Source organism: Pseudomonas nabeulensis (genome assembly GCF_004682045.1).
GTDB classification, from domain to species: domain Bacteria; phylum Pseudomonadota; class Gammaproteobacteria; order Pseudomonadales; family Pseudomonadaceae; genus Aquipseudomonas; species Aquipseudomonas nabeulensis.
Map to the genome: position 1 here is coordinate 209,300 of NZ_QUZT01000001.1, position 17,284 is coordinate 226,583.

The window sequence follows — 17,284 nt, forward strand, 5'->3', positions numbered from 1 at the left end:
CTTACGAATCAGCGGTTTTCCAGGCTTGCGGCGCGAGCATAAGGCAGAGCGCTTTCAGTGCCTTTCAGAGCTGATTCCTGTGCGTGTTGGCGCAGGTAGCCAGGAAGACGCTGGTCCTGCCAGCCGGATTGCCCTTGCAGAACACCGTTGGCCATCGGGCCGGTGGTGTCAGAGCTTTCCTTGTAGCCGGCCAATACCGCCGGGCCTTTGACCTGAGGTCCAGCCATCACCGGTTGCTGAGTCTGCTGGGCCAATTCGGCACCGGCAATCTCGTCCTGGTTGTACAGACGAACACCGGCCAGTACTGCAACAGTCACCGAGGCTGCAACCGCCAGGCGACCCAGGCTGCGCCATGGACCACGAGCAGCTTTTGCCGGAACGGCTTCATCAGCCAGCGCAGCAGAAACGGCCGCAGCAATATCCAGACGAGGGATTAGAAGATCCTTGTGCATCACCGCCCGAGCGACTTGGTAACGAGACCAGGTATCACGGGTTTCGGCGTCATCAAATGCATTGAGCACTCGACGAAGTTCCAGTTCATCCGCTTCGTTATCCATCACTGCGGACAGCGATTCCTGCAGGGCATCACGACTCATGGCGGTTCCTCTCTTGGCTGTCGCCGCTGTCTTTAGTTTTCCTGCAACAACGGTTGCAAGGCTTTATCGATGGCTTCCCGGGCCCGGAAAATCCGTGACCTTACAGTCCCCACCGGACACTGCATGACGCTCGCAATGTCTTCGTAACTCAGACCATCGAATTCACGTAAAGTTAACGCCGTACGCAAATCTTCTGGCAGTTGCTGAATTGTGCGATGAACGGTCCCTTCAATCTCGTCGCGCAGCAATGCACGCTCCGGCGACTCGAGATCTTTGAGGCCGTGATCACCATCGTAAAATTCTGCATCTTCTGAACTTACATCGCTATCCGGTGGGCGGCGTCCGCGAGACACCAGATAGTTCTTCGCCGTGTTGATGGCGATGCGGTACAGCCACGTATAAAACGCACTGTCTCCGCGAAAGTTGCCGAGTGCACGGTACGCCTTGATAAAGGCTTCCTGTGCAACGTCCTGCGCTTCATGGGTGTCGTGCACAAAACGCACGATCAACCCGAGAATTTTGTGCTGGTATTTCAGCACTAGCAGATCAAAAGCTCGCTTGTCGCCGCGTTGAACGCGCTCGACCAGCTGCTGATCCTCTTCCTGGGTTAGCATGAACACTCCTCGTTGTACTTGAAGGAGGCTTGCATAACTAAACGATCAGGCTTGCAAACATAGACTCGGTCTTTTCGCAAAAGTTCTCCCCCTTCAAGCAAGTTTCCGGTACGCACTGATTTGGCACACACGAAAAACGCAGCGCGGGCAACGCCGGCTGCGCGAATAATCTTGTCGCCGGTTTTCTGACGCGTCCAATGCTCCCGACGGGCCAATAAACTCAACGTTTTCCCAGCTTTCGGGCAACCTGCTATTGAGTCGGGGCTTATGCAAAAAGTTCCCGCTTCAATAACCAGGCGATTCTACCCGAGCCGTGCACCGTAATCTCACATTGCCACGAATGCCCGGCTATTGTGCCGGTCAGCCCCTCTATATACTAGTGGCCCGTGTGCCCCATTGATTCGCCGATCCAGGCGTCCTGTTTGCGCCAACTCTTCGGATCGCTTTTTGCGGAATCCTTCAAATGAGCCAACAGTTTCAACACGATGTCTTGGTGATTGGTAGCGGCGCGGCCGGCTTGAGCCTTGCGCTGACCCTGCCCAGCCACTTGCGGATTGCAGTACTGAGCAAAGGCGACCTGGCCAATGGCTCGACCTTCTGGGCCCAAGGTGGTGTCGCGGCGGTGCTGGACGACACCGACACCGTGCAGTCCCACGTCGAAGACACGCTCAATGCCGGCGGTGGCCTGTGCAATGAAGAGGCGGTACGTTTCACCGTGGAACACAGCCGTGAGGCGATTCAATGGCTGATCGACCAGGGCGTGCCTTTCACCCGTGATGAACACGCGGGCAACGACGACGGCGGTTTCGAGTTCCACCTGACCCGCGAAGGCGGCCACAGCCACCGCCGCATCATCCACGCCGCCGACGCCACCGGCGCCGCGATCTTCAAGACGCTGCTCGAACAAGCCCGCCAACGGCCCAACATCGAACTGCTGGAGCAACGCGTCGCCGTCGACCTGATCACCGAGAAACGCCTGGGGCTCGAAGGCGAACGCTGTCTCGGTGCCTACGTACTCAACCGCGCCAGCGGTGAAGTGGATACCTACGGTGCCCGCTTCACCATCCTGGCGTCCGGCGGCGCGGCCAAGGTCTACCTCTATACCAGCAACCCCGACGGGGCCTGCGGCGACGGTATCGCCATGGCCTGGCGCTCGGGCTGCCGGGTGGCCAACCTGGAATTCAACCAGTTTCACCCCACCTGCCTGTATCACCCCCAGGCCAAGAGTTTCCTGGTCACCGAAGCGCTACGCGGCGAAGGCGCCCATCTGAAACTGCCGAATGGCGAACGCTTCATGCAGCGCTTCGACCCACGCGCCGAACTGGCCCCGCGGGATATCGTCGCCCGCGCCATCGACCACGAGATGAAGCGCTTGGGCATCGATTGCGTGTACCTGGACATCAGCCACAAGCCCGAAGCCTTCATCAAGACCCACTTCCCCACCGTCTACGAGCGCTGCCTGGCGTTCAATATCGACATCACCAAAGGCCCGATCCCGGTGGTGCCTGCTGCCCACTACACCTGCGGCGGCGTGATGGTCGACCAGCACGGCCGCACCGACGTGCCCGGCCTGTATGCGATTGGCGAAACCAGCTTTACCGGCCTGCACGGCGCCAACCGCATGGCCAGCAACTCACTGCTCGAATGCTTCGTCTATGCACGCTCGGCGGCCGAAGACATTCTCGACCAGTTGCCGCATATTCCCGTACCGGACGCCCTGCCCCGCTGGGATGCCAGCCAGGTTACCGATTCGGATGAAGACGTGATCATCGCCCACAACTGGGACGAGCTGCGGCGCTTTATGTGGGACTACGTGGGGATCGTGCGCACCACCAAGCGCCTGCAACGGGCTCAGCACCGCGTGCGCATGCTGCTGGATGAGATCGATGAGTTCTACAGCAACTATAAAGTCAGCCGCGACTTGATCGAGTTGCGCAACCTGGCCCAAGTGGCGGTACTGATGATCCGCTCGGCCATGGAACGCAAGGAGAGCCGAGGCCTGCATTACACCCTCGACTACCCCGACATGTTGCCCGAAGCCCGTGACACTATCCTGGTGCCAACCACCTACGGCGGCTGAACTTCAAGCGTACCCGCAGGCGCCGATGCACATCGGCGGCCTGCGAATCCACGGGTACGCAGATCGAACGTACCCGCCACTGCCCCGGCACCCGATAGCGCAGCACCACGATCAACGGCAACGCCAGGCTGTCGGGACGCAACTGCACGCTGTGCCAACCCTGCTCGGTGCTCAACAGTTGCCATCCGTCGGCATCACGGCGCAGGCCGCGAATCGACGAACGGTGAGTCAGCAGGATATGACGCGGCAAAACCCAGACGGCATGCGCCAAACACAGCACCACAGCCAGGCTTGAATAAGGCAAATCGATGAATAACAGCGCACCCAGCGCAAACAACTGGGCAAAAAGATACACCGCCAGCAACAGCCGTGAGGCCTGCCAGCGGCATTCAAAGGCGGGATTACTTGGGCTGGACACGGTCCAGAATCATCCGGACCATGCGCTGCAACTCCGGATCTTCCGACTCGCTGCGCTCCATAAACCAGCCGAACATGTCCTGGTCTTCACAGGTCAGCAACCGGACATAGAGGTCGCGATCCACCTGATTGAGGGTGGCGTACACCTCTTTGGTGAACGGCACCAGCAACACGTCCAGCTCCAGCATGCCACGACGGCTGTGCCAGTAGAGGCGATTGATTTCTACATCTTCGACCATGGAACGCTCCTCAAATAGGCGGCAAGTATACAGGCCCGACGACACCGGAACAGTCGGCTTTGGTCGCGCTATACGGAAACTATCCATTTGCCGGGCGCCCCTCTATGATGCACCCATGACTTTTTGACCTGCGATGACCCATGGCTGACTCTGCTTTCTTCTGCCCCCTGTCCCACGAAGGCGTTCTCGCCGTCCGCGGCTCCGACGCGGCCAAGTTCCTGCAAGGGCAACTGACCTGCAACCTCAACTACCTGAGCGATACCCAGGCCAGCCTCGGCGCGCGCTGCACGCAAAAGGGGCGCATGCAGTCGAGCTTCCGGATTCTGTTGCAAGGTGACGGCGTATTGCTGGCCATGGCCAGCGAGCTGTTGGAACCGCAGTTGGCAGACCTGAAGAAATACGCGGTGTTCTCCAAATCCAAGCTCACCGACGAAAGCGCCGGCTGGGTGCGCTTTGGCTTGGTCAACGCTGATCAGGTCCTGGCCAATCTTGGTCTTGAGCTGCCGAGCGAAACCGACAGCGTCGTACGTACCGACACATTGATCGCCATCCGCGTATCCCCCGGCCGTGCCGAGCTGTGGGTGCCTGCAGAACATGCCGAAACCCTACGCAGCCAATTGACGGCAGCGCTGAAGGAAGCCGACCTGAACGAATGGCTGCTCGGCCAGATCCGCGCCGGCATCGGCCAGGTCATGCCGCAAACCCGCGAGCTGTTCATCCCCCAGATGCTCAACCTGCAAGCCGTCGGCGGTGTCAGCTTCAAGAAAGGCTGCTACACCGGCCAGGAAATCGTCGCGCGCATGCAGTACCTGGGCAAACTCAAGCGTCGCCTGTACCGCTTGAGCCTTGATGCGGCTGAAACGCCCGAGCCAGGCACCCCGCTGTTCTCCCCCAGCCACAACAGCTCAATTGGTGAAGTGGTGATCGCAGCAAAAGCCGGCCAGACCATTGAACTTCTAGCCGTGCTGCAAGCCGAAGCAGCCGATAGTGGCGATGTGCGTTTAGGCACACTGGAAGGCCCCAGCTTGCACCTGCTTGACCTGCCTTACACGCTCGACCGTGATCGAGAGATCCAGCGTTAATCGCCGTACTTTTTTGCAACACCCTAGAGATCATGAATGAACAAGCTGGCGGAAAAAGTCCAACAGGCGTTGGTTGCGGCCATCGATAACGATGACCTGGTTCTGCCGACTTTGCCGGAAGTGGCCCTGAATATTCGTCAGGCGGCCGAAAACCCGGAGATCAGTATCAGCGACTTGAGCAAAGTGATCGGTCGCGATACCGCGCTGTCGGCGCGCCTGATCAAAGTGGTCAACAGCCCGTTACTGCGCGCGACTCAGGAAGTCACCGACCTGCACACCGCCATCACTCGGCTAGGCACCAACTACAGCAGCAACCTGGCCATCGGCCTGGTGATGGAGCAGATCTTCCACGCCCGTTCCGAAGCAGTGGAACAGAAGATGCGCGATGTGTGGCGGCGCAGCCTGGAAGTGGCCGGCGTGAGCTATGCCTTGTGCCGCAGCCACAGCCAGCTCAAGCCGGACCAGGCAGCCCTCGGCGGCCTGGTGCACCAGATCGGCGTACTGCCGATTCTCACCTACGCCGAAGACCACTACGAATTGCTCTCGGACCCGGTCAGCCTCAACCACGTGATCGACAGCATCCATCCCTTCCTGGGGGATAAGCTGCTGCACGGCTGGGACTTCCCGGAAATGCTCGCCAGCCTGCCAGGCCAATACATGAACCTGGAACGGGATTCAGCCAGCCTGGACTACATCGACATCGTGCAAATCGCCGTGCTGTATTGCCATCGCGGCACTGATCATCCGTTGGCGACCGCTTCGGTCTCCAGCTTGCCCGCCCTCCAAAAACTGCGGGTCGACCCTTACAGCGAAGCCCTGCGCGCCGAGCTGGATGAAGCCCGCTCGATGTTCTATTGATCAGCCGGCGATAAAACTCACCCGCACTTTCAGCCCGGCCTGCTCGCCGTCGTGCAGGCTGATTTGCGCCAGGTGCGCACGACAGATTTCACCGACAATCGCCAACCCAAGGCCCGAACCCATGCCCTGCTGGCTGCGCCGGTAGAAGCGTTCGAATACCCGGTCACGCTCCTCCTGGGGAATGCCGGGGCCATCATCTTCCACCTCCAGCACCGCCGGTGCCGTCACCCGCAGAATCACGTTGCCACCCGGCGGCGTGTGGGCCAGGGCGTTGTCCACCAAATTGCTCAACAGCTCGTTCAGCAATGTCGGTTCGCCGCGCAGCCACACCGGCTCGTCCGCCTCCAGCGCCAGGGCCACGCCGCGAGCATGGGCCAACGGCGCCATGGCCATGCCCAGCTCACGGGCCAATTGACTGAGGTCGAGCAACTGCGCGCCGCCTTCGGCAATCGCTCGGGCACCGTTTTCGATGCGGGCCAGGGACAACAATTGATTGGCCAGATGGGTCAGGCGGTCGGTGCCTTGAGCGGCGGTTTCCAGGGTGCTGCGCCAGGTGACCGGCTCGTCACTGCGCAGGCCCAACTCCAAGCGCGCCTTGAGCGCCGCGAGTGGTGTGCGCAACTCATGGGCCGCGTCGGCAATAAATTGCGCCTGACGCTCGAACTGGCCGCGCAGGCGTTCGGTGAAATGGTTGAGGGAACGCACCAGCGGGCCAAACTCATGCTGCACTTCCACCAACGGCAGCGGGCGCAAGTCATCGGGCTGGCGCTCCTCCACCGCCGTGCGCAAGCGCTCCAGCGGACGCAGCGCGGCACTCACGGCAAACCACACCAGCAACAACGCACCCACCGCCAGCATGCCCAAGCGCAGCAACGTATCGGCCATCAGGCTGCGCGCCATGCTCACACGCGCCTCATCGGTCTCGGCCACGCGGATCTCCGCCATGCCGTTCATGTTCGGTTCCGAGACCGCCTTGAGCAGGCTCACCACCCGCACCGGCTGGCCCAGATACACCGCGTCATAGAAACGCGCCAGCGCCGGATAATCGTCAGTGCGCGGTGTGCCGGGCGGCGGCCCGGGCAGGTTTTCGTAACCGGAAATCAGCTTCTGATCAATATCATTGACCTGGTAATAAATACGCCCGGCGCTGTCGTAGGCGAAGGTGTCCAGGGCCACATAGGGCACGTTGGCACTGAGGGTGCCATCCACCTGGGTCAGGCCAGCGGCGATGGTGCGCGCCGAGGCCAGCAGTGTGCGGTCGTAAGCGGTGTCGGCAGCTTCGCGACCATTCCAGTACGCGCTCATGCCGCTGGCCAGCATCAACAGCACCAGCAACAGCGCCAGGTTCCACAGCAGTCGCCAGCGCAGGCTGCTGGGCTTATGCATCGCGGGCTTCCAGCAGGTAGCCGAGGCCGCGGAAGGTCACGATGGCGATAGGTTGGCCGTCGAGTTTCTTGCGCAAGCGGTGCACGTAGATTTCGATGGCGTCCGGGCTGGCTTCTTCATCCAGGCCAAATACCTGGGAGGCGAGTTGCTCTTTGCTCATCACGCGGCCCGGACGCGCAATCAATGCTTCCAGCACCGCTTGCTCGCGGGACGTCAGGGTCATGAGTTCGCCCCCGACCGTGAAGCGTCGTGTATCGAGGTCATACACCAGCACGCCGCACGTCTGTTGACGCTCTCCGCCCAACACACTGCGCCGCAGCAGGGCCTTGACCCGTGCTTCCAGCTCGGTCAGTTCGAAAGGCTTGGCGAGGTAATCGTCCGCCCCGAGGTTGAGCCCGTGCACGCGGTCTTTCACATCACTGCGCGCCGTCAGCATCAGCACCGGAAGATTTTTCCCACGGGCCCTTAGACGTGCGAGCACCTCAAAGCCATCCATGCGCGGCAGCCCCACATCGAGAATCGCCGCCGCGTATTCCTCACTGCTCAAGGCCAAATCCGCCGCCACACCGTCGTGCAACACATCGACGGTCAAGCCTGTGCTCTTGAGCGCTTGGGCGACACTTTCGGCGAGCTGCAGGTGGTCTTCAACCAAGAGGACACGCATGGATTTCTACCTCGTTAAGGAGTGGTCGACGCCACACTTTGCCGGGCAGTTTACAGCCGCGGCCTGCCCTGTGAAGCCCGAAAACATTGAAAGGCAATTGAAAGGTTACTGAAAGCTTCGCCCTTTAGCATCCAGCCACGGTGGTCATGCCCGCCGTGCTACCTGATCCGTAGCAGCCGAAAAACGCCTTGAAGCGTTTTCGTCAAAATAAGAACAATAACGGAGTACACAACGATGCTGTCGACACAGCCCCAGGCCCTCTCGCCTGTGCGTTTTTCTCGCCTTTCCCAGACCGCCCTCGCCAGTGCCGCTGCCCTCGCCGGCTTTTCGCCGCTTAGCCAGGCTGCCTTCTTCGAAGACAGTAGCGCGACCCTGGAAACCCGCAACATGTACTTCAACCGCGACTTCCGTGACGGCACCAGCGCCCAGCAATCCAAACGGGAAGAATGGGCCCAGGGCTTCATGCTCAACCTGCAATCGGGCTACACCGACGGTACTGTCGGTTTTGGCGTGGATGCACTGGGCATGCTTGGGGTCAAGCTCGACTCCAGCCCCGACCGCACCGGCACCGGCCTGCTGCCCACCCACGACGATGGCCGCGCCGCCGACGAATATTCCAAGCTGGGCCTGACCGGCAAAGTGAAGATCTCGGCCACCGAGTTGAAAATCGGTTCGCTGATCCCCGAACTGCCGATCCTCAAGCCAAACGACGGGCGCATCCTGCCGCAGACCTTCAACGGCGGCTTGATCACGTCCAAGGAATTCAAGAACCTGGTGTTTACCGGTGGTCGCCTGGATAAAGCCAAGGACCGCGATGTCACTCACTACGAAGACATCGCCCTCAACAACAAGAACAGCCGCTTCGTCAGCGGCGCCACCGGCAAGCACTTCAACTTCGGCGGCGCCGACTACAAGTTCGCCGACAAGATCACCGGCAGCTACCACTTCGCCCAACTCGACGATGTGTACCGCCAGCACTTCCTCGGCCTGGTCGCCGCGCGCCCGATGGGCCCCGGCACCTTCGCCGCCGACCTGCGCCTGGCCATCAGTGATGACACCGGTGCAGCACGTGGCGGCAAGATCGACAACAAATCCCTCAACGGCCTGTTCAGCTATGCCCTCAATGGCCATAAGCTCAGCGCCGGTTACCAGCACATGTCCGGCGACAGCGCGTTCCCGTATGTGGATGGCAGCGACCCGTACCTGGTCAACTTCGTGCAGATCAACGACTTTGCCGGCGCCGAAGAGCATTCCTGGCAGGCGCGCTACGACTACGACTTCAGCAAGCTGGGCATTCCGGGCCTGACGTTCATGAGCCGTTACCTGTCGGGTGACAATATCAAGCTCAGGAACGGCGACACCGGCAAGGAGTGGGAACGCAACAGTGAGATCAAGTACGTGGTGCAAAGCGGCACGTTCAAGGATGTGGCGGTGCGCCTACGTAATGCCACGTACCGTTCCAACTATTCAGCCCGTGATGCGGATGAAATGCGCCTGCTGGTGAGCTACAGCGTCGCACTCTGGTAACAGCACCTCATAACAACAATGAAGGAGAAACCCATGACCCTTTCACTGCGTAAATTGGCCCTCGCCGCTGGCTGCATGATGTTCGCCGGGCAACTGCTGGCCGCCGATGAGCCCAAGCGCCCGGAATGCATCGCCCCGGCCTCCCCCGGCGGTGGTTTTGACCTGACCTGCAAACTGGCGCAGAGCGCGCTGGTCAACGAGAAGCTGCTGAGCAAGCCGATGCGTGTGACCTACATGCCCGGCGGCGTTGGCGCGGTGGCCTACAACGCCGTGGTCGCCCAGCGTCCTGCGGATGCCGGCACCCTGGTGGCCTGGTCCAGCGGCTCGCTGCTGAACCTGGCCCAAGGCAAGTTCGGCCGCTTCGATGAAGGCGCCGTGCGTTGGCTCGCGGCCGTCGGCACCAGCTACGGTGCCATCGCAGTGAAAAACGATTCGCCCTACAAGACCCTCGACGATCTCGTTAAGGCCTTGAAGAAAGATCCGGGCAGCGTGGTGATTGGCTCCGGTGGCACCGTCGGCAGCCAGGACTGGATGCAAACCGCCCTGATCGCCAAGGCCGCCGGGATCAACCCGCGCGAACTGCGTTACGTCGCCCTCGAAGGCGGCGGTGAAATCGCCACCGCCCTGCTCGGCGGCCACATCCAGGTGGGCAGTACCGATATCTCCGACTCCATGCCGCACATCTTGAGCGGTGACATGCGCCTGCTCGCGGTGTTCGCCGAAGAGCGCCTGGACGAGCCGGAGATGAAGAATATCCCGACCGCCAAAGAGCAAGGCTACGACATCGTCTGGCCGGTGGTACGTGGTTTCTACCTCGGGCCAAAAGTCAGCGATGCCGACTACGCCTGGTGGAAAGACGCGTTCGACAAACTGCTGGCCTCCGAAGAGTTCGCCAAGCTGCGTGACCAGCGCGAGCTGTTCCCGTTCGCCATGACCGGCCCGGAGCTGGACACCTACGTGAAGAAACAAGTGGCTGACTACAAAGTGCTGGCCAAAGAGTTTGGCCTGATCCAGTAATCGCCCCTCTGTGGGAGCGGGCTTGCCCTAATGCCAATCAGTCAAGAGCCAGAAAGCGTAAACAGTCACCTGTGGCGAGGGAGCTTGCTCCCGCTGGGTCGCGAAGCGGCCCCAACAATGGGACTGCTGCGCAGTCCAGCGGGAGCAAGCTCCCTCGCCACAGGTACTGCGTTCGCCCTTGACTGACAGGCATTAGCTCCCACAAAAGCGGCCTAGGAGTTTCCTATGCTTTTACAACGCATTTTCGCCTCTGTGATGTTGCTGGTCTGTGCTGGCCTCGCGCTGATGGCCTGGCCGTATCAAGCCGCCTTTTCCTACGAGCCGGTAGGCCCTCGCGCCTACCCGCTGTTGATGCTTGGGCTGATGAGCCTGGGCCTGATCTACATGCTGTTTCGTCCGCAACCTACCAAACACACCGAAGACGAACCGCCGCTGGACCGCGAAACCCTGATCAAGATCGGCATCTGCGTGGCACTGCTGATCGTGTTCGCCGGCACGTTCGAGCCCCTGGGTTTCATCCTCAGCAGCATGCTGATCGGTATTCCCATGGCACGCCTGTATGGCGGGCGCTGGTTGCCGAGCGTGGTGATCGTCAGCCTCATGGCCATCGGCCTGTACCTGCTGTTCGATAAAGCCATGGATGTACCGCTGCCCCTCGGCCTGCTTGAAGTTCTGGAGAACTGATATGGATACGTTCAGCTATTTGGGCCAGGGCTTCGGCGTTGCACTGTCCCCTTACAACCTGGTGACCGCGTTGTGCGGCACCTTGATCGGCACCGTGGTCGGCCTGTTGCCGGGCCTGGGCCCGATCAACGGCGTGGCGTTGTTGATCCCCATCGCATTCGCCCTGGGACTGCCGCCGGAATCGGCGCTGATCCTGCTGGCGGCCGTGTACCTGGGTTGCGAATACGGCGGGCGTATCAGCTCGATCCTGCTCAACATCCCGGGCGAAGCCTCCACCGTGATGACCACCCTCGACGGCTATCCGATGGCCCGCAAAGGCCTGGCTGGCGTGGCGTTGTCGCTGTCGGCGTGGAGTTCGTTCATCGGTGCGTTTATCGCCACCTGCGGCATGGTGCTGTTTGCGCCGCTGTTGGCCAAATGGGCGATTGCCTTCGGGCCGGCGGAATATTTTGTACTGATGGTGTTCGCGATTGTCTGTCTGGGCGGCATGGCCGGTGACAAACCGCTGAAGACCTTTGTTGCGGCGCTGATCGGCCTGTTCCTGTCGGCGGTGGGCATCGACGCCAACAGCGGCGTGTACCGTTTTACCGGGGATAACATCCACCTCACCGACGGCATTCAGTTCGTGGTGCTGGTGCTGGGTCTGTTCTCCATCAGCGAAATCCTGTTGCTGCTGGAAAAAACCCACCGCGGCCAGGAAGCCGTGAAAGCCACCGGGCGCATGCTGTTCAACTTCAAGGAAGCGTCGGCGGTGTTTGTGGTGAACATTCGCTGCGGCCTGTTGGGCTTCATCATGGGCGTGCTGCCCGGTGCCGGTGCGACGTTGGCGTCAGCCGTTGCCTACATGACCGAGAAACGCCTGGCCGGTGCCAGCGGTAAATTCGGACAAGGCGACATGCGTGGCCTGGCCGCTCCGGAAACCGCCATTGGTGCATCCGCGTGCGGCGCCCTGGTGCCCATGCTGACCCTCGGCGTTCCCGGCTCGGGCACCACCGCGGTGATGATCGGCGCGCTGTCGCTGTACAACATCACCCCGGGCCCGCTGCTGTTCCAACAGCAACCCGATATCGTCTGGGGCCTGATCGCGTCGTTGTTTATCGCCAACATCATGCTGGTGATCCTCAACATCCCGATGATCCGCATCTTCACCCGTATCCTGGCCGTGCCGAACTGGGCGCTGGTGCCAGTGATCGCGATCATCACCGCGATCGGTGTGTACGCCGTTCACGCCACCACCTTCGACCTGTTCCTGATGGTCGGTATCGGCATCTTCGGCTACATCCTGCGCAAGCTCAACTTCCCACTGTCGCCGGTGCTGCTGGGCTTTATCCTCGGCGGCCTGATGGAGCAGAACCTGCGCCGTGCGCTGTCGATCTCCAACGGTGCGCTGGACATCCTCTGGTCGAGCCCGATCACCTTTGGTGTGTGGGTATTGACCGCGCTGATGCTGGCCTTCCCGCTGGTGCGTATCTACCGTAAACGTGCCCAGCAGCGTCGTGCCGTGGCCGATGTCTGAGGTCACCTTCAAACAATGGTGGGGAACACCGCTGGTCGGTCTGGCCGGCGGTTACCTGGCCAGCCTGGTCGGCTGGCCTTTGCCGTACATGGTCGGCTCGTTGCTGGCGATCATCCTGGTGCGTTGCCTCACGCCGTGGCAGTTGGCGGAGATTCCCGGCGGGCGCAAATGCGGCCAATGGGTGGTGGGGATTGGTATCGGGCTGCACTTCACCCCGGTAGTGATCGAGCAGGTGATGAGCCACTTCGGGCTGATCTTCTTCGGCGCGCTGATCACCAGCCTGTCGAGCATTGTCGGCGTGTGGTTGATGCGCCGCAGCGGTGAAGACCGTGCCACTGCATTTTTCTCCAGCATGCCCGGCGGTTCCGGGGAAATGGTCAACCTTGGCGCACGCAATGGTGCGGTGCTCAGCCGCGTGGCGGCGGGGCAAAGTCTGCGGGTGCTGGTGGTAGTGCTGTGCGTGCCGGCGATCTTCAAGTATTTGCTTGAAGGCGGCGCGCCGCAGTTTCATCCGGCGCCGGTGAGTTGGCCCTGGCTGTTCGCGCTGTTTCCAATTGGCGCGTTGGTCGCCTGGATCTGGCAGCGTTTGCGCCAGCCGAACCCGTGGCTGTTCGGGCCGTTGCTGGTGAGCGCTACCGCGAGTGTTATCTGGGATCTGCATATCGGCTTGCCCGATGGCGGCAGCCAGATCGGCCAATGGTTGATCGGCAGCGGTTTGGGTTGCCACTTCAACCGGCAGTTCTTCCGCCGGGCACCGTCGTTCATGGGCCGTACTTTGATCGGCACCGCACTGACCATGGCGCTGGCGACATTGGCAGCGGTGGGCCTGAGCGCGCTGACCCATCTGGACCTGCGTTCGTTGACATTGGGCATGATGCCCGGCGGCATTGCCGAGATGAGCCTCACCGCCGAAACCCTGCAACTGTCGGTGCCGTTGGTAACGGCGATGCAGGTGATGCGGTTGTTGTTTGTGTTGTTTTTGGCGGAGCCGTTGTTCCGGTACTGGAACCGCCAACTTTGACCTGGACGGGCGTGGCTCGCAACGAGCTACGACCGCTGGTCTGAACTGTCAGATATCACAGTTGTTGCGCTCCTCACCCGCGTGTTCTAACGCATCTCGTGCCCCTCTGCCGCGAGATGAACAACATGCGCCCAGCCCGAAATGCCCGTCCTCCCGTCGCACAACTGACGCCGTATATCCCCGGGTTGAAAGCCCCGGTGGTCGGTTTCAGTGGCGCTGTCAATAAGGCCTTGCTGGAGTCCCATGGCAATGACGGGCTTATTTGCATCCTGAGAAGCTATGCCAGCCAGGCCGAAGGTGATTTCATCGCGCTGATCTGCGCCAACCCTGACATACCGGTTGATACCCATACGGTCACAGACCAGGAAGCCCGTGAGCAGAAAGCGATTGTGTTGCGCATCCCCTTGGCACACCTGTCGGATGGAGCGGTGGGGCCCGTTTACATGGTCGTCACGCATCTGGATTCACGCCGCGAAGAGACCCAGCGCCTGACCCTCAAGGTCGATCAAGTGGCACCGACCGGTAACGACCCCATCGTGGCACCGCCCTGGGTCAACGAACGCCTGGCGCGCCCACAACTCGCCCAAACACTCATTGATTCGACGGCAGCCCAGCGGGGTGTTGCCGTCAGCATCGATTTCTATCCGGTCGATCCCACCTTGCCCACCAATACTCACCGATCTGTGCGCGACCAAATCCGGCTGATCATTGGCAGTGAAATCATCGAACACGTTGTCACCGAAGGCCAGGCGAGTAATCGCAATCCGATTGCGGTGACGGTGAACTATGGCTCCTGGCTGAAGATCGGCAGCGGTCGGCATGCCTGCGCTTATGACGTATTGGACGAATCGGGCAACTACACGCCCGGCCGCTCGCCGTCACAGATGATTGAGGTGCGCCTGAATCCAAACGAGAAATTGCTGGACCCAGCACATATCGTCGAGGCCCCCAGCGGCACACTGGATGCCGACAAGCTGGCAGGTAAGAGCGCAACGTTGCGATTCCCCATTGCCGGTAAAGGCTGGGCCAGCGGCGACACGCTGCGGGCCAGTGTCAAGGGACGCACCCTGGCCGGGGTGGAGCTGGAGCAAATCTACAGCACCCTTGTTGGCTCACCGGCCATCACGTACCTCGATATCCCATGGCCAAACGCAGATTTGAGCGTGCTGATAGGCGCATTGACTCAACTCAGTTATGAGCGGCTTCGCCCAGGCCAGCCTGGCGTGCCCTCGGAAAACAGCTTCATCCAAGTGACGGGTACGCCGGTTGCCAGCGAACTGGATGCACCTCACGTACCAGCAGCCAACGGTGGCGTCCTCGACCCGCTCACCGATCCCGTCAGGGTCATAGTCCGTTCCTACATGGGCCAGCACCCTGACGATTGCGTAACCCTCGTGTTGGACGGCAAGTATGCCAATGGCCATGGGTTTTATCAGGAGCACCGCCTACCGGCGGGCACGGGCGACATCCCGTTCGATCTCGCCAACGGCCCGGAGGGTGATATTCGCCAATTGGAAAGCGGCACGCTGCGCCTCTATTACTACATCAACCTGCCCGGACAACGTCCGCCGTCAAAGGAGCTGAACCTGCTGATCGGCGAACCGATAGAGGCGTTACCCAAGGTCCAAGTGCTCGAGGCGCCGGAACCCGACCTGACCTTTGACCCGGAGATCTCTCGCGCCAATGCCAATGTCACCGTCAAATGGCACACGTCATTTGTGCTCGGAACAACAGTGGTGCTGTATTTCGAAGGCAGCGCACTGGGCGGCAGTGCGCCCCCCATGCGACGGTTGATCACCGACGCCTGGCTCGGCGAGGATTTGAAGTTTGTGGTCCCGCGCGTCTACGTACTTGCCAACCTCAACCGTTCGGCCCGTCTCTACTACAGCGTCGAGCGGCCCGGCCAACGCACGCTGTATTCACAATCGCTGGTGATGAAGGTAGGAAGTGCGTTGCAACTGAACGTGCCACTGATCCTGCAAAGCACCGTCTCCGGCCCTGCAACAGCAACGCTGAACCCCTTGCATGTGCTGCCGCCGGCCGCACCGGTGGTCACTCTACGCATACGCTACCCCATGATGGCGGGGGATGATATTCAGCCGATCTTCAAGGGTACCTTCGGCCTGGGCACTCCGGTGATCGCGCCAAAACCCGCCGACCCGGCGTTGGGTTATGTCGACTTCAGCATCTCCAACCACGTGATTGCCGCCAATCTCGGCCTGCAGGCCAGCGTGTCCTATATCGTCACCCGGGGTGGCGCGAGCACGTCATCGCAAATACTGAGCCTTACGGTAGAGACGCTGCCGGCTCAACATCTCGACCGGGTCAGCGTGCCGCAGGCGGCGGCAGGTGTGATTGATGTCAGCAAAGCTCACAGCGTGCGGGTGTTGGAGTGGCCCTTCATGCGCAACGGGCAGTCGATATGGATAGACATCAAAGGCGCCGCCAACCTGCCTTTGCGCGAAGGCACGCCACTGAGTGCGGCGGAGTTCGCAGCCAAACGCGTGGAACATAGTTTGCCTGCGGCCTTTCTGCGCTCGCTCCCCAACCGCAGTACGCTAACCGTAGAAACCCACGTCTCACTCAACGGCAGTCTGCACAAAGACTTCGCGGTCAAGCTGGGCACCGTCAGTTATCGGATCGAGAACACCAAAGGGGTCATGGCCAATATCCGCGCAGCCGGCACGCCCACAAACCTGGCACTCAGTGCCGACGGCACGCGGCTATACCTGACCCAAGCCACCACGCCCCGATCCGTGGCGGTAATCGACACACAAAACTACCGGGTCATTCACACGATTACTGACATAGGCTCACCGCTCTGGCTGGATTTGCACCCCAACGGCAGCCGCTTGTACGTGTCGGATAACAGCAACGCGGCCAATACACCGATTCGCGTGATCAGTACGCAAGACTACTCGACGATTCACACACTCACAGGCTTTACCACTGTGCACGGGCTCACGCTGAACAAGACGGGCACGCGCCTGTATGTAGCGGACTACGGTGCCTCAGAGATGGTGATTATCGACACAACCAGCCATAACGTGGTCAGCCGCGTACCCACCAGCCGACCCAGCGCTATCGCGCTGAGCCCGGACGGAACCCGTGCACATATCGCCGGCGCATTTGATTGGCGGGCCTTCAACCTGGCAAACAATGCCCAGCTCAGCCAGGCGAACACATTCTCGCTGCCCCAGCAAATCGCCCATAGCCCGATGCTGCAACGTATCTACATCACGCAACCCGACCGAGGCACTGTGGTGATCGGCAATACCACAACGCTGCAGGTCAGCCAGACGCTGAGCGGTCTGCAACGCCCCTATGACGTAGCCTTTCACCCGAAACTGGAACGCGCCTACGTCACCCAAAGCGGCGCCAACTTACTGACCCTCATCGATACGCGGGCCCAGAACGTTATTGGCACCTATGCCGGGTTCAGTCAGCCACGGGGCGTGGTGGTTTCACCGGATGGCGTCTATGCCTATGTGGCCAATGCAAGTAATGACACGGTATCGGTGGTGGTGCTGTGACTCGTTAATTCCATTGGTCGGTACTGTCAATTCTCACAGCTAGTCAGGGC

General features: G+C 60.8%; 15 protein-coding genes. 9 read left to right on the forward strand and 6 right to left on the reverse strand.

Annotation, left to right across the window (positions count from 1 at the left end):
* Positions 1-8: 8 nt before the first annotated feature.
* Positions 9-596 carry a sigma-E factor negative regulatory protein gene (locus tag DYL61_RS01090; RefSeq protein ID WP_003172479.1) on the reverse strand — a complete coding sequence of 196 codons (588 nt, stop codon included), beginning with the start codon at positions 594-596 and terminating at the stop codon, positions 9-11.
* A gap of 32 nt (positions 597-628) precedes the next feature.
* A complete protein-coding gene (gene rpoE / locus DYL61_RS01095) occupies positions 629-1,210 on the reverse strand; it encodes an RNA polymerase sigma factor RpoE/AlgU (RefSeq protein WP_003172477.1) in 582 nt (193 codons plus the stop codon).
* Positions 1,211-1,673: 463 nt separating this feature from the next.
* Between rpoE and nadB the strand changes: the two genes are divergently transcribed.
* Positions 1,674-3,290 carry an L-aspartate oxidase gene (nadB, locus tag DYL61_RS01100; RefSeq protein WP_135306842.1) on the forward strand — a complete coding sequence of 539 codons (1,617 nt, stop codon included), beginning with the start codon at positions 1,674-1,676 and terminating at the stop codon, positions 3,288-3,290.
* Here nadB and DYL61_RS01105 read toward each other — a convergent pair.
* Positions 3,259-3,708, reverse strand: a complete 450-nt coding sequence (locus tag DYL61_RS01105; RefSeq protein WP_135306843.1) for a protein YgfX — start codon at positions 3,706-3,708, stop codon at positions 3,259-3,261. The genes nadB and DYL61_RS01105 overlap by 32 nt on opposite strands.
* Positions 3,692-3,946: an FAD assembly factor SdhE gene (locus DYL61_RS01110; protein WP_135306844.1), complete on the reverse strand. Its 255-nt coding sequence runs from the start codon at positions 3,944-3,946 to the stop codon at positions 3,692-3,694. Before DYL61_RS01110 ends, DYL61_RS01105 begins: the two co-directional genes overlap by 17 nt.
* A gap of 140 nt (positions 3,947-4,086) precedes the next feature.
* On the opposite strand from DYL61_RS01110, the gene ygfZ reads away from it, so the two are divergent.
* Positions 4,087-5,028: a CAF17-like 4Fe-4S cluster assembly/insertion protein YgfZ gene (gene ygfZ / locus DYL61_RS01115; protein ID WP_135306845.1), complete on the forward strand. Its 942-nt coding sequence runs from the start codon at positions 4,087-4,089 to the stop codon at positions 5,026-5,028.
* A gap of 36 nt (positions 5,029-5,064) precedes the next feature.
* Positions 5,065-5,886 (forward strand): HDOD domain-containing protein, encoded by an 822-nt coding sequence (locus DYL61_RS01120; RefSeq protein ID WP_135306846.1) that lies wholly within the window; start codon positions 5,065-5,067, stop codon positions 5,884-5,886.
* Here the strand turns inward: DYL61_RS01120 and DYL61_RS01125 are convergent, their stop codons facing one another.
* Positions 5,887-7,272 carry a sensor histidine kinase gene (locus DYL61_RS01125; protein ID WP_105696806.1) on the reverse strand — a complete coding sequence of 462 codons (1,386 nt, stop codon included), beginning with the start codon at positions 7,270-7,272 and terminating at the stop codon, positions 5,887-5,889.
* Positions 7,265-7,936 carry a response regulator gene (locus DYL61_RS01130; protein WP_017736361.1) on the reverse strand — a complete coding sequence of 224 codons (672 nt, stop codon included), beginning with the start codon at positions 7,934-7,936 and terminating at the stop codon, positions 7,265-7,267. The genes DYL61_RS01125 and DYL61_RS01130 overlap by 8 nt, the downstream gene beginning before the upstream one ends.
* Before the next feature lie 234 nt (positions 7,937-8,170).
* Here DYL61_RS01130 and DYL61_RS01135 point away from each other — a divergent pair, with 234 nt between their 5' ends.
* The 6 genes from DYL61_RS01135 (at position 8,171) to DYL61_RS01160 (ending at position 17,234) form a co-directional block, all read left to right on the forward strand.
* A complete protein-coding gene (locus DYL61_RS01135; protein ID WP_135306847.1) occupies positions 8,171-9,463 on the forward strand; it encodes an OprD family porin in 1,293 nt (430 codons plus the stop codon).
* Positions 9,464-9,496: 33 nt separating this feature from the next.
* Positions 9,497-10,480: a Bug family tripartite tricarboxylate transporter substrate binding protein gene (locus DYL61_RS01140; protein WP_105696808.1), complete on the forward strand. Its 984-nt coding sequence runs from the start codon at positions 9,497-9,499 to the stop codon at positions 10,478-10,480.
* A gap of 225 nt (positions 10,481-10,705) precedes the next feature.
* Positions 10,706-11,164, forward strand: coding sequence for a tripartite tricarboxylate transporter TctB family protein (locus tag DYL61_RS01145; RefSeq protein ID WP_135306848.1), 459 nt, complete (start codon positions 10,706-10,708; stop codon positions 11,162-11,164).
* A gap of 1 nt (position 11,165) precedes the next feature.
* Positions 11,166-12,680 carry a tripartite tricarboxylate transporter permease gene (locus tag DYL61_RS01150; protein WP_135306849.1) on the forward strand — a complete coding sequence of 505 codons (1,515 nt, stop codon included), beginning with the start codon at positions 11,166-11,168 and terminating at the stop codon, positions 12,678-12,680.
* Positions 12,673-13,701 carry an AbrB family transcriptional regulator gene (locus tag DYL61_RS01155; RefSeq protein ID WP_135306850.1) on the forward strand — a complete coding sequence of 343 codons (1,029 nt, stop codon included), beginning with the start codon at positions 12,673-12,675 and terminating at the stop codon, positions 13,699-13,701. The genes DYL61_RS01150 and DYL61_RS01155 overlap by 8 nt, the downstream gene beginning before the upstream one ends.
* A 125-nt stretch (positions 13,702-13,826) precedes the next feature.
* A complete protein-coding gene (locus DYL61_RS01160; RefSeq protein WP_135306851.1) occupies positions 13,827-17,234 on the forward strand; it encodes a YncE family protein in 3,408 nt (1,135 codons plus the stop codon).
* The last annotated feature ends 50 nt before the right edge of the window (positions 17,235-17,284 follow it).

What these genes read in the sequence shown, in the direction of transcription:
- DYL61_RS01090 (WP_003172479.1), bottom strand. Translation starts at nt 596, where the DNA reads ATGAGTCGTGATGCCCTGCAGGAATCGCTGTCCGCAGTGATGGATAAC.
- DYL61_RS01120 (WP_135306846.1), top strand. Translation starts at nt 5,065, where the DNA reads ATGAACAAGCTGGCGGAAAAAGTCCAACAGGCGTTGGTTGCGGCCATC.
- DYL61_RS01110 (WP_135306844.1), bottom strand. Translation starts at nt 3,946, where the DNA reads ATGGTCGAAGATGTAGAAATCAATCGCCTCTACTGGCACAGCCGTCGT.
- DYL61_RS01140 (WP_105696808.1), top strand. Translation starts at nt 9,497, where the DNA reads ATGACCCTTTCACTGCGTAAATTGGCCCTCGCCGCTGGCTGCATGATG.
- DYL61_RS01135 (WP_135306847.1), top strand. Translation starts at nt 8,171, where the DNA reads ATGCTGTCGACACAGCCCCAGGCCCTCTCGCCTGTGCGTTTTTCTCGC.
- DYL61_RS01155 (WP_135306850.1), top strand. Translation starts at nt 12,673, where the DNA reads ATGTCTGAGGTCACCTTCAAACAATGGTGGGGAACACCGCTGGTCGGT.
- DYL61_RS01150 (WP_135306849.1), top strand. Translation starts at nt 11,166, where the DNA reads ATGGATACGTTCAGCTATTTGGGCCAGGGCTTCGGCGTTGCACTGTCC.
- rpoE (WP_003172477.1), bottom strand. Translation starts at nt 1,210, where the DNA reads ATGCTAACCCAGGAAGAGGATCAGCAGCTGGTCGAGCGCGTTCAACGC.
- DYL61_RS01145 (WP_135306848.1), top strand. Translation starts at nt 10,706, where the DNA reads ATGCTTTTACAACGCATTTTCGCCTCTGTGATGTTGCTGGTCTGTGCT.
- ygfZ (WP_135306845.1), top strand. Translation starts at nt 4,087, where the DNA reads ATGGCTGACTCTGCTTTCTTCTGCCCCCTGTCCCACGAAGGCGTTCTC.
- DYL61_RS01125 (WP_105696806.1), bottom strand. Translation starts at nt 7,272, where the DNA reads ATGCATAAGCCCAGCAGCCTGCGCTGGCGACTGCTGTGGAACCTGGCG.
- DYL61_RS01130 (WP_017736361.1), bottom strand. Translation starts at nt 7,936, where the DNA reads ATGCGTGTCCTCTTGGTTGAAGACCACCTGCAGCTCGCCGAAAGTGTC.
- nadB (WP_135306842.1), top strand. Translation starts at nt 1,674, where the DNA reads ATGAGCCAACAGTTTCAACACGATGTCTTGGTGATTGGTAGCGGCGCG.
- DYL61_RS01160 (WP_135306851.1), top strand. Translation starts at nt 13,827, where the DNA reads ATGCGCCCAGCCCGAAATGCCCGTCCTCCCGTCGCACAACTGACGCCG.